The organism is Pistricoccus aurantiacus (assembly GCF_007954585.1).
Lineage (GTDB): Bacteria > Pseudomonadota > Gammaproteobacteria > Pseudomonadales > Halomonadaceae > Pistricoccus > Pistricoccus aurantiacus.
Map to the genome: position 1 here is coordinate 97,532 of NZ_CP042382.1, position 10,334 is coordinate 107,865.

Annotated in this window: 13 protein-coding genes; 7 read left to right on the forward strand and 6 right to left on the reverse strand. The window is 57.1% G+C overall.

Features of this window, described 5'->3' with window-relative positions; genetic code table 11:
* Nucleotides 1–24: 24 nt before the first annotated feature.
* The 4 genes from FGL86_RS00435 to FGL86_RS00450 all read left to right on the forward strand — a co-directional run bounded on the left by FGL86_RS00435 (nucleotide 25) and on the right by FGL86_RS00450 (nucleotide 2,974).
* Nucleotides 25–669 (forward strand): IS4 family transposase, encoded by a 645-nt coding sequence (locus tag FGL86_RS00435; protein WP_147182750.1) that lies wholly within the window; start codon nucleotides 25–27, stop codon nucleotides 667–669.
* Nucleotides 670–909: a transposase gene (locus tag FGL86_RS00440; protein ID WP_147182751.1), complete on the forward strand. Its 240-nt coding sequence runs from the start codon at nucleotides 670–672 to the stop codon at nucleotides 907–909.
* Nucleotides 910–1,241: 332 nt separating this feature from the next.
* Nucleotides 1,242–2,528 carry a ferredoxin reductase family protein gene (locus FGL86_RS00445; RefSeq protein WP_147182752.1) on the forward strand — a complete coding sequence of 429 codons (1,287 nt, stop codon included), beginning with the start codon at nucleotides 1,242–1,244 and terminating at the stop codon, nucleotides 2,526–2,528.
* A 248-nt stretch (nucleotides 2,529–2,776) separates the two neighbouring features.
* Nucleotides 2,777–2,974 (forward strand): HNH endonuclease family protein, encoded by a 198-nt coding sequence (locus tag FGL86_RS00450; RefSeq protein ID WP_147182753.1) that lies wholly within the window; start codon nucleotides 2,777–2,779, stop codon nucleotides 2,972–2,974.
* Nucleotides 2,975–3,470: 496 nt separating this feature from the next.
* On the opposite strand, the gene FGL86_RS00455 is transcribed toward FGL86_RS00450, so the two are convergent.
* Nucleotides 3,471–3,710, reverse strand: a complete 240-nt coding sequence (locus FGL86_RS00455; RefSeq protein WP_147182754.1) for a type II toxin-antitoxin system Phd/YefM family antitoxin — start codon at nucleotides 3,708–3,710, stop codon at nucleotides 3,471–3,473.
* 225 nt (nucleotides 3,711–3,935) lie between these two features.
* On the opposite strand from FGL86_RS00455, the gene FGL86_RS00460 reads away from it, so the two are divergent.
* From FGL86_RS00460 to FGL86_RS00470, 3 genes are all read left to right on the forward strand, one after another.
* The gene (locus tag FGL86_RS00460; RefSeq protein ID WP_147182755.1) at nucleotides 3,936–4,448 is read left to right on the forward strand and encodes a YajG family lipoprotein; all 513 of its coding nucleotides are present in this window, start codon (nucleotides 3,936–3,938) and stop codon (nucleotides 4,446–4,448) included.
* Nucleotides 4,449–4,575: 127 nt separating this feature from the next.
* On the forward strand, nucleotides 4,576–4,764 hold the full coding sequence (locus FGL86_RS00465) for a hypothetical protein (RefSeq protein ID WP_147182756.1): 189 nt from the start codon (nucleotides 4,576–4,578) through the stop codon (nucleotides 4,762–4,764).
* A 92-nt stretch (nucleotides 4,765–4,856) separates the two neighbouring features.
* Complete coding sequence (locus FGL86_RS00470) at nucleotides 4,857–5,645, forward strand: YrhK family protein (RefSeq protein ID WP_147182757.1); 789 nt, start codon at nucleotides 4,857–4,859, stop codon at nucleotides 5,643–5,645.
* Between the two features lie 322 nt (nucleotides 5,646–5,967).
* Here the strand turns inward: FGL86_RS00470 and FGL86_RS00475 are convergent, their stop codons facing one another.
* The 5 genes from FGL86_RS00475 to FGL86_RS00495 all read right to left on the reverse strand — a co-directional run bounded on the left by FGL86_RS00475 (nucleotide 5,968) and on the right by FGL86_RS00495 (nucleotide 10,208).
* The gene (locus tag FGL86_RS00475; protein WP_147182758.1) at nucleotides 5,968–6,093 is read right to left on the reverse strand and encodes a plasmid pRiA4b ORF-3 family protein; all 126 of its coding nucleotides are present in this window, start codon (nucleotides 6,091–6,093) and stop codon (nucleotides 5,968–5,970) included.
* A 46-nt stretch (nucleotides 6,094–6,139) separates the two neighbouring features.
* On the reverse strand, nucleotides 6,140–7,033 hold the full coding sequence (yddG, locus tag FGL86_RS00480; protein ID WP_147182759.1) for an aromatic amino acid exporter YddG: 894 nt from the start codon (nucleotides 7,031–7,033) through the stop codon (nucleotides 6,140–6,142).
* On the reverse strand, nucleotides 7,011–7,523 hold the full coding sequence (locus FGL86_RS00485; protein ID WP_147182760.1) for a metallophosphoesterase family protein: 513 nt from the start codon (nucleotides 7,521–7,523) through the stop codon (nucleotides 7,011–7,013). The genes yddG and FGL86_RS00485 overlap by 23 nt, the downstream gene beginning before the upstream one ends.
* A 4-nt stretch (nucleotides 7,524–7,527) precedes the next feature.
* Nucleotides 7,528–9,219, reverse strand: a complete 1,692-nt coding sequence (ilvD, locus tag FGL86_RS00490; protein WP_147182761.1) for a dihydroxy-acid dehydratase — start codon at nucleotides 9,217–9,219, stop codon at nucleotides 7,528–7,530.
* Between the two features lie 89 nt (nucleotides 9,220–9,308).
* Nucleotides 9,309–10,208, reverse strand: coding sequence for a polyprenyl synthetase family protein (locus FGL86_RS00495; RefSeq protein WP_147182762.1), 900 nt, complete (start codon nucleotides 10,206–10,208; stop codon nucleotides 9,309–9,311).
* Between the last annotated feature and the right edge of the window lie 126 nt (nucleotides 10,209–10,334).

A 10,334-nucleotide genomic window follows, 5' to 3' on the forward strand; every position in this document is an offset into this window, starting at 1 on the left:
ACAACCGTAGTACTAGAGCGCGCCTTGCCGGGGCCAGCAGCACCCAAGCATGCCATCAAGCGAGTCGATCGGTTGCTGGGTAATCCTCACCTCCATCAGGAACGCCCTCTGTTTTATTGGCTCGTGGCGTCGCTGCTGATCGGGCACACGACCCGTCCACGGATTCTGGTGGAGTGGTCACCGATCGATGACCGTAGCCAGTGGTTCTTGCTGCGAGCTGCCGTGCCATTTGCCGGGCGTTCGCTACCGATTTTCGAAAAGGTCCACCACAAGGATGGCTGCCAACACTGTGAAGCGTACTTACTCACGGCCTTGGCCGAGATCCTGCCGACCGATGCAACGCCGATCCTCGTCACCGATGCGGGCTTTCACAACCCCTGGTTCAAGGCAGTCGAGGCGCGAGGCTGGTACTACGTTGGCGGGGTTCGAAGCCCTACTCGCTGCCAGGTGCCGGGAGACGAGTGGCAGCCTGTGGCAGATCTGTTTTCGCAGGCGGCATCGGTGCCGCGCGCGCTGGGCGCCGTCAAGATCGCCGAGAGCAATCCGCTGACTGCCCACCTGGTGCTCTACCACCGGCCACCGCAGGGGCGAAAGCATCGCAATAAGCGAGGCCAAGTCTCTCAAGATAGCCGCAGCCGGGCGATTGCCCAGCGTCAGAAGGAACCTTAGGTGCTGATCAGCAACCTGCCGGAGCGTTCAACGCTGGCGGACAAGGTGGTGGCTAGTTATCGGCAGCGCATGCAGATTGACGAAGGGTTTCGGGACATCAAGAGCCCCTTGTTTGGCCTGGGCTTCGGCATGCACCAGTCTCGCCAGGGCAAGCGCATCGAAATCCTGCTGCTGATCGCGATGCTGGCCAATGTCGTCATGATGGTTGCCGGCCTGTATGTCCGTGACAGTGGTCAATAGCGGCGCTATCAGAGCAACAGTATCCAGCACCGGAACGTGCTCTCCGCGTGGCGATTAGGTCTGGAATGGCTGCGGCGTCATCGTGTTGGTGCTGTCCCTTGGTCCTCTTGGAAAATGCTTCAAGCCAGCCTCGAGGAGGAGGCCAGGGGGCAGGCCTTATGCGGCGGATAGCCGGCGTTCGTGGGGATTCCTCAAGGTCTGTCCCCGATTGGTTGCCATTCCAGCAGACTCTGTCACGCTTCTACTGGTGACGAACGCCGCATGAACGCGGCGTTAAGGCTGGTGTCAGGTCAACCCAGCAGAATGTGAACAAACCCAGGCGGAGTTTGTTCATGCCCAACCTACGTACTAGCGTCATCCTATTGCTGCTTTTGACCGTTCAGTTCAGTTTCTGGACCTCGGGGCTGAGTTATGAGCAGTTTCTGACACTCAGTGGCTACCTTGCTATCAATTTTATGTCCATCACCATGGTGCTGGCTACCCGGCCTGGGTGGCTGGAATCCCCCTTGGGGGGCCTGGATAGCATGTATCAATTGCATAAATGGACCGGTATTCTGGCCGTTATTTCGGCGCTGGCACACTGGCTGATCGAAATGGGGGATGATGGCCTCGAAGCCCTGTTTGGCACGGATCGGAGCTTGCGGGAAGCAGACTTTTCCGGTCTGCTGGACAGCCTTCAGGGTGGTGCTGAAGATCTAGGCGAACCTGGCCTGTATTTGCTGCTGTTTCTGGTTGTCATTACCCTGATCCGTTGGTTGCCCTACTGTTACTGGCGTTACCTGCACCGGGTGATGCCCTTGATTTATCTGACACTGGCCGCCCATGCCATGTTGTTGGCTCCGCTGAATTGGTGGCAACAACCGACCGGCTGGCTGATGGCACTGTTGATCGTGGGTGGCGCCACCGCGAGTCTGCAATCACTGACCGGACAAATCGGAAGGAGTCGCCGCTACAAGGGGCTGGTTCAGGCCGTCAAGCAGACATCAGCCCATATCACGGAGGTCGTCTGTGACATGGGCAAGCAGTGGCCTGGGCATCGAGCCGGACAATTCGCCCTGGTGACATTCGACCGGATCGAAGGGGCGCATCCTTTCAGCCTCTCTAGTGCTGACAATGACAGCGGTCAGCTCAGCTTTCAGATCAAGGCGTTGGGAGACTATACCCGCAAGATCCCGCAGCATCTACGTAGTGGTCAGGCTGTTACACTCGAAGGCCCCTATGGTCGTTTTAATCTTAACAGCGGCAGAACAAACGCCCAGCAGATCTGGGTGGCGGGCGGCATCGGTATCACACCGTTTCTGGCTGCATTGGAAAACCGCCTGATTAATGCCGAACAAGAACATCCGGCAGTCACACTCCATTATTGCACTGCCGGAGCCGTGAATGACCCAATGGTGGCTCGCCTGCAACAACTGACGAAGCAACTTGCGGACATATCACTGCACATCCACGACAGCCTGCAGGGGCAGCGATTGACTGTGAGCCAACTGCAGATCCATGACTACAAGGTGGATATCTGGTTTTGCGGGCCGCAAGGCCTGGCAAAAGCCCTGCGAAACGGACTGAAGCAACAGTCCATTTCCTTACGCTTTCATCAGGAGAGTTTTGAGTTTCGTTGAAATAAGGTTCCCTTCCGGCCCTAATGCCAGTCAGCTAACGCTGACTGGCATTTCTCTTGATAGGGTACTTCCGACCGATCATAGAGACCACTTATCCTTGCAGAACTACGTTCAATTTATCCTAATGATGAAGTTTTTCGTTCAAATTTTGCTACGAAAACATTTGATACGTCAAACAGCAGAAATAAACAAATTGTTCGTTATATATTGGCCAAAATTGATGCGCAAAAACTGAAAAAGCTTTCTCAATGCCATCACCTGAAATCACTATTGAACATGTTCTACCTGAGAATCCTTCCGATAATTGGCCCGAATTTAATGACGTGGCTGCTGCTGCAGAAGTCTACCGAATCGGCAATATTACTTTGCTCGAAGAAGGATTGAATTGCGAAGCGGGCAATCATACCTATGAAGTCAAAGCGCCATCTTATCGCGCAGCGCCATAGAATCGACCTCGAGTCTCCCCGAGACTCACGCTGTTTGGAATGAGGATACTATCAATAATCGCCAGAGATCCTTAGCGCATTTAGCCACAGCGGTATGGCGGGTTGCTCAACTTCATTAAATTTGGAAGTATATTGCTCGGGTAGAGCCCCGATATTCAGCGAAAAATGCCACTTATATGATGCAAAACAGTTCCTGACTATAAAAAATATCAGCCATCTTTAGCAACAATGTGCTCAGCGAGCATCTGACTTCCGCTCTAGATGGCTACCCCTACCAACCAAGGCAATAATCGACAAGTTTAAGAATTCTATAGATCTTAGTGTCTACGTTGTGATGGACGACTTCATCAACGAAACCAACCGCTATGCGGATTTGCAGTTAATATCCATCTCGCTGCTCCTAAATAAATTGAGCAAGGAGACCAAATGCTGCCATCAAGAGATGGCTCTTATGGCTTAACCTATCATCTGACCTTTTACATCAAGCCTCTTACACCTAACTTCCAAGCAGTTTCGAAATTTCTCGCTCGCCCATGCGATCGAAGTCTTCGGGTATCTGGAACTGCCCTTTCAGAAAACCCAGGCGCTTCTGCTTACTCGGTTCAGGGCTATCGATAGCGGTAACTCGGGCAACAGATTTACCCGCCTTGGTGATAATGAAGGGTTCGCCTTTCGCCGCTTTTTCGACAAGTTGAGAAAGACGAGCACTGGCCTCGTGAATATTGATGGTTTTCATAAAACCTCTATTGATTAGATAAAACTTAGTTTTATCTACCTAGTTTAACAAGATTCAATTTAGTCCCGTTTTACCCAAACGATAATGGCTCTCTTCCTCTTTCCGCCAAGCACAGGAAACTTCATAAAAAAACTTCATTTTTCGTTTTGCCTGCCGATGGAAGAAAGGCGTCGACGAATCACCAAGCCTCGTCGAGTAAAATATAACGGAGACAAGGGAAAACGAATGAAAAAGCTGAAACTTGCCGCTGCCATCGCCACTCTCGCCATGCTGACCGGTTGCGCCAGTATCGTGGGTGATAAAGATCAAACCGTCAACATCAGCAGCAGCCCCAGCCAAGCCAATGTAGTGATCACCGATGAGCGTAGTGCGCATGTTCACACGGCCACGACTCCCACCACGGTACAATTGAAAAAAGCCGATGGTTCCTATTTTGGCGGCAAGACCTATACCGTGGAAATTTCGAAGGATGGCTATGCAAGCCGCACCATGATGATCAATTCCACTCCCAACGGCTGGTACATCGGCGGTAATCTGCTGTTTGGCGGCCTGATCGGCTGGCTGATCGTCGATCCGTTGACCGGCGCCATGTATAACTTGTCCCCGGATAGTCTAAATATCTCCTTGGGGGACAACGTCGTCGCCAACGACGACGGCGACTCTGCGATTACGCTGGTGCTGATGGAAGACGTACCGGAAAGCCTGCATAGCGACATGCGCTATGTCGGCCAGCTTTGATAGAAACAGCGAATACCGCCGCGGCGGTATGCAGAAGTATCCACTGGCAAAAGGTAACCAGGCCTTCTAGGTTTAGGTGAGAGGCCCGACATAGGGATCGGGTCTTGAAGCCAAACAAGGAGGATGTATGGCAGCTGACAAGCCAGAAAACGAGAAAGCCAGTATTCCCGAACCCGGCGACGAGGGGGAACCAGGTACGCCGGGCACCGGAGAAGACGTATGCCCGCGCTGCAACGGCACCGGCAAGGTCGACGGCGAGCAGTGCGCCGACTGCGGCGGTTCGGGCTATATCGTCAAAGGTATCGGCGGCGCTTGATGGCGTTCGATCTGAAAACCGCTCGAACTATAAAGTTCGGGCGGTTTTTTGTCATACTGACGCCATTCCGATATTCAACGACCTTATGACCCATGCCTCATTTACTTACCCACCGCCAGCGCGTTTCCAACCTGAGTTCCAGCGACTCGAATAGCCACTCCCACGAAATCTGGCAGACGGTCAACGCTGTCAGCTATCAGCTGGGGGGCCTGGCTTTCATCGCCGGCAGTATCTTCTTCTTTCCGGCGCTTCAGACGTATCTGATCTTCGGCGACTGGCTATTCTTCATAGGATCGTTACTTTATCTGATGGTGACGGGTCACGATCTGCTCGAGGTGCTCAAGTACTGGCGCAAGCATCAAACCGACACCTTCAGCGATTATATCGAGTACGTCTCGGCCTGGGCCTGCGTGCTCGGATCGGCGCTGTTCGCGGTAGGCAGCCTGTGCTTTTTTCCCTCCATTGAAGCCATTGCGCTAGGCAGCTGGAGCTTCATCATCGGCTCGATACTGTTCGTGATCGGCGGTTTCGTGAATCTTCTACAGGTGGTCGAAGCGCCGTCAATGCTCTACATGCAGCTGTTCAACATCACCGTGGCTCAATTCATTCTTGGCTCGGGGCTGTTCACGGTGGCCTCGATTCCCTATCTATGGCAATTTCCCAGCGATCCGGAGCGGCAGATTACCGCCTATGCCGCCTCCCAGTTCCTGTTTGCCAGCGTGCTGTTCTTTATCGGCGGCATGAGCATCTACTACCGCAAGCTTATGCGTAAGCAACTGCTGGCTTCCTGTCACGCCAGCGGACTCGGCACCATGTTCATCAGCGCACTGCGCAAGGAAGATGAGCGAGCGAGCAAGGAACACTCTTCGTCGTCTCGATAGTTCTCAAGCGGGTATGCTTTAGCGATGCGTCAGCGCTACGGAACATGGCATGGCCACTATCGACCTCGACACTTTCTGTCACCGTCGAAAGCGATTGGCTGCACTTGGTCAGCATCCTAAAACGGATGAGGCCAACTGGAGCGCCATCACTTTATTCGCGACTACCTGCTGGCGGATATGCCCTCCATTTCCTAAAGGCTTTTTTAAGATGCTACTTGCGCCGAAACCCCGCCTGCATCAACTCCAGCATCGAGGCAATGCCATCAGGATTCGTGCCTCGAAATAGCCATCCAGGGACTGCAGAAGCATGATAGTAATTCTCTCAACCCATCACTGCCTGGATCACTTTATGCAGGCGATGCAGGTTGATCTGCTGGGGTACCAGCACGCGGCGCCAGACCAGAGCCTCGATATAAAGCAATTCGATGCGTAGGCACGTATCAGGCATGAAACTCTTCTACTCGATTCTTGAATCAGGGCATGGCGCTCTTCCCTTATTGGCGCACGCGACGATTAAACCTTAGACCCCTCGCTCTCCCGCTGCCCACCAGCATTCCCAAGGTAATCAGCCCGGCGGCCAGCGCCAATAGTGGTGTCGATTCAGCGTAACCCGTCAGGATCAGTACCACCGTGGAAAGTAGCGGAGTGAAATAGGCCAGCAGCCCGAGCAGACGTAGGTCGCCATGCTTGATGCCCAGGTCCCAGGTGAAGAATGCGCTGCCCACCGGTCCCAGGCCCAGACCGAGCACCCCAAACCAACCGATGCCCTGCGGCCAGCGTGTCGGTTCGAAGAGCCAATGGCAGAGCGCGGCAAGCAGCGCAGTGGCCAGGCAGAAACCGCCCACCGCTGCGGTCGGCACGCTACGGGTCGCGCGTGACAGCACCGAATAGCCGCTCCATAGAAAGGCGCAGGCAAATGCCGCCGTGTAGCCCAGAATACTTCCCCCGGCATTGACATCGCCGCCTACCAGCAAAGCTGCGCCGATAAACCCCAGAACGCTGCCGATCACGTGTATGAGGCGCAAGCGCTCACCGGGCAACAGCGCGACGAAAAGCACGATCAACAGCGGCCATAAGTAACTGATCAGTCCGGCATTGGCCGGCGGCGCGTTCTGCTGGGCGACGAAGTAGAGCGCGTGATAGCCGAATAGCCCACCGACCCCCAGCGCCCATATCGCCGGCGGCTGCTTGAGTGGAACCAGTAGGGATTTCCCGCGCAGTTTTAGCCAGATGGCGAAACAGACAAAGGCGATGCCGAAGGCCAAGGCGGTAAGCAGGAACGGCGGCACCGGGCCTGCCAGCTGAGTCAAGGCCGCCAACAGCGCCCAGTTAAGGATCGTGGTGGCACCGATAACGGTGGCGCGACTATCGGGAGCGGGTTGCAGCATGATTTTTGTCGGCATCAAGCGGCAGATGAACGACAGCCCCACGTAGCCCCCGCTCATCCGCCCATAGCTTGCCGAGAGTGATCGGCAGCGTGAAACGCCGCCGACCGCCGCCCCCGGGGTTGAACCACAGCCGTCCGTCTCGCCATTCGTTGCGCGGCTTGTGGGAATGACCGTGAAGCACGGCGTCACAAGATATATCGGTGTTGAAGTCGGCGATATTATGCACCAGGTGCAGCCGCCAGCCGTTGACGAGAATATCCAGCGTCCAGGGAGTCGTTTCCGTCCAGTCCTGGGTGTCGATATTGCCGCGCACTACGAGAAGCTCTGCCATCTCCGCCAGACGCTTGAGGATAAAGGGCTTGCCCACGTCGCCGAGATGCAGGATCAGCTCGCAATCCTCGAGCAGCGGCAGCGCCTCGTCCCATAGGGTGCCGTGGGTGTCGGCGATCACCCCGATAGGGGTACCAATGTCGAAGCGCTCAAGATTCACTTGGCTATTCCGGCAGGTCGGTTACCGCGCCGAGGGAGGCGGAGCTGACGGTCTTGGCGTACTTGGCCAGCACACCCCGCCGATAGCGCGGCTGGGGCTGCTGCCAGGCGCTTCGGCGACGCTTCATTTCCGTATCGTCGATCTTGAGATCGATACTGTCGGCGACGGCGTCGATGACGATTTCGTCGCCATCTTCCACCAAGGCCAGGGGGCCGCCGTCGAAGGCTTCCGGGGTGATATGCCCCACCACGAAGCCGTGGCTGCCGCCGGAGAAGCGCCCGTCGGTGATCAGCGCCACCTCGCTGCCCAGCCCCCGGCCCATGATCGCCGAGGTGGGGGAAAGCATCTCGCGCATGCCCGGCCCGCCGCGCGGCCCTTCGTAGCGAATCACCAGCACGTCCCCGGCGACCACGGTACCGTCCAGGATGCGCTCTTGAGCTTCCTCTTCGGAGCCGAACACCCGGGCGCGGCCGGAAAAGTGGGTGCCTTCCTTGCCGGTGATCTTGGCTACCGCCCCTTCCGGGGCGAGGTTGCCGTAGAGAATCCGCAGATGACTCTCGCCCTTGATCGGTTTGTCCAGGGGCATGATGATTTGCTGATTTTCAGGATAGGGCGCGGCGTCCGCCAGATTTTCCGCCAGGGTTTGGCCGGTCACCGTCAGGCAGTCGCCGTGCAGAAGTCCCGCGTCGAGCAGCATCTTCATCAACGGCTGAATGCCGCCGATTTCCACCAGCTCGCTCATCATGTAATGACCGCTGGGGCGCAGATCGGCGAGTACCGGCACCCGTTTGCCGATGGCGGTGAAGTCGTCCAGGCCCAGCTCGACGCCGATGGCGTTGGCCATGGCGATCAGGTGCAGCACCGCGTTGGTGGAGCCACCGAGCGCGATAATTACCGTAATGGCATTCTCGAACGCTTCGCGAGTCATGATATCGCTGGGCTTGATATCCCGCTCCAGCAGTTCGAGTACCGCGGCCCCGGCGGCCTTGCAGTCCTCGCGCTTGTTATCGGAGACGGCGTTCTGCGCCGAGGAGTTGGGCAGGCTCATGCCCAGCGCCTCGATGGCGGAGGCCATGGTATTGGCGGTATACATGCCGCCGCAGGCGCCGGGGCCGGGAATGGCGGTTTCCTCCACCTGCTTGACGTCGATCAGCGACATGTCACCCTTGGCGTGCGCCCCCACCGCCTCGAACACGGAGATGATATCCGTATGTCCCGCCCCAGGCAGGATGGTACCGCCGTAGACGAACACACCGGGCCGGTTCAGCCGCGCCAGGCCGATCAGGCAGCCCGGCATGTTCTTGTCGCAGCCGCCGATGGCCACCAGGCCGTCGAAACCCTCGCAGCCGGCCACGGTCTCGATGGAATCCGCGATCACCTCCCGGGACACCAGGGAATACTTCATGCCCTCGGTGCCGTTGGCGATACCGTCGGAAATGGTGATGGTATTGAAGATCATACCCTTGCCGCCGGCCTCGTCCGCACCGGTTCGGGCGACGTCCGCCAACTCGTTGATATGGCTGTTGCAGGGGGTGACCATACTCCAGGTGGAGGCGATGCCTACCTGGGGCTTCTTGAAATCCGCGTCCTCGAAACCTACCGCTCGCAGCATGGCGCGGCTGGCGGACTTGTTCACGCCATCCACCACCGGGGCGGAATGGCGACGACGAGAATCCGGGGAAGATGCTTCACTCATGGCGGCGTTTCCAAATGTCTGATCGGTAGCTTCGAGTCTGGAAGCCCGCTTCGGGAGTTGCAACTCCTGTTGCCTTGACCGCCCGGAAACTATCGAAATAACGGAAACAGGCCGTGCATGAAACGGCTTAGGGGGGAATCCGCACCGTAGACGGCGCTCAAGTGGCGATCCGCCTCTTCCAACTGGCCGGCCAGGTGCCCGCGGACTTCCTCCGGACCGAGCAGGCTGACCAGGGTGGTCTTGTCCCGATCCTGATGAACGTCCTTGCCCTGGGCCGCACCGCCGTCGCTGAGGTCGTCGCAAAGCTGATAGGCTTGCCCCAAGGCCAAGGCAAAACGGTCGAGATGCTCGATCACCGTCTCGTCTGCCCCGGCGGCCAGCGCCGCCATATACATAGCAGCCTGAAACAGCACGCCGGTCTTGCGAGTATTGGTCGCCATCACCGCCTCGATGGAGCGCACATGACAGGCTTCATGAAGATCCTCGTACTGGCCCTTGACGAGGCCCTGGATGCCCACGGCTCGACTGAGGCGCTCAACCATTTGCGTGCGCTGCTGGGCGAATAAACCCGTTGATTCCGCCACCACGCCGGAGGCTCGACTCAACAGGGCCACCACCGCCAGCATGGCGACATCCTCGCCATATAAACGATGCATGGTCGGGCGCCCCCGCCGCAGGCTAGCGTCATCCATGCAGGGCAGATCGTCGAGTATCAACGAAGCGGTATGGATCATCTCCACCGCGCAACCGAGGTCGAGCAGCGCCGGCAGACCGCCGCCCAGTTCTCGGCCCGCCAGGATCAAGAGAATCGGCCGCACCCGCCTGCCCGGCGCCAGCAAGCTGTCCCGCATCGCTCGAAATACCGGATCATCATCGCTGGCGGACTCGGCCAGCAGTGTCTCGAGACGACGATCGACCCGGCAGCGAAGCTCGATGAGCGATTTTTGCTCAGGACTCTCGACGGCGGGGGTGGCAATGGATGAAGCCATGGGCAAGACTCCCGGGTCTTATGTAAAGCGGTTGTTCAAGGGGCTGCCTGTTGAATAAGCTAGCGTTTCGTACAATGTTTGCATAACTTTAGATAGTATCTTGTACGATGGCAATTTAATGTATTT

Coding starts and splice junctions, on each gene's coding strand:
- FGL86_RS00465 (WP_147182756.1), top strand. CDS start 4,576: ATGGCAGCTGACAAGCCAGAAAACGAGAAAGCCAGTATTCCCGAACCC.
- FGL86_RS00475 (WP_147182758.1), bottom strand. CDS start 6,093: ATGCCTGATACGTGCCTACGCATCGAATTGCTTTATATCGAGGCTCTG.
- ilvD (WP_147182761.1), bottom strand. CDS start 9,219: ATGAGTGAAGCATCTTCCCCGGATTCTCGTCGTCGCCATTCCGCCCCG.
- yddG (WP_147182759.1), bottom strand. CDS start 7,033: ATGCTGCAACCCGCTCCCGATAGTCGCGCCACCGTTATCGGTGCCACC.
- FGL86_RS00495 (WP_147182762.1), bottom strand. CDS start 10,208: ATGGCTTCATCCATTGCCACCCCCGCCGTCGAGAGTCCTGAGCAAAAA.
- FGL86_RS00460 (WP_147182755.1), top strand. CDS start 3,936: ATGAAAAAGCTGAAACTTGCCGCTGCCATCGCCACTCTCGCCATGCTG.
- FGL86_RS00455 (WP_147182754.1), bottom strand. CDS start 3,710: ATGAAAACCATCAATATTCACGAGGCCAGTGCTCGTCTTTCTCAACTT.
- FGL86_RS00450 (WP_147182753.1), top strand. CDS start 2,777: ATGCCATCACCTGAAATCACTATTGAACATGTTCTACCTGAGAATCCT.
- FGL86_RS00445 (WP_147182752.1), top strand. CDS start 1,242: ATGCCCAACCTACGTACTAGCGTCATCCTATTGCTGCTTTTGACCGTT.
- FGL86_RS00470 (WP_147182757.1), top strand. CDS start 4,857: ATGCCTCATTTACTTACCCACCGCCAGCGCGTTTCCAACCTGAGTTCC.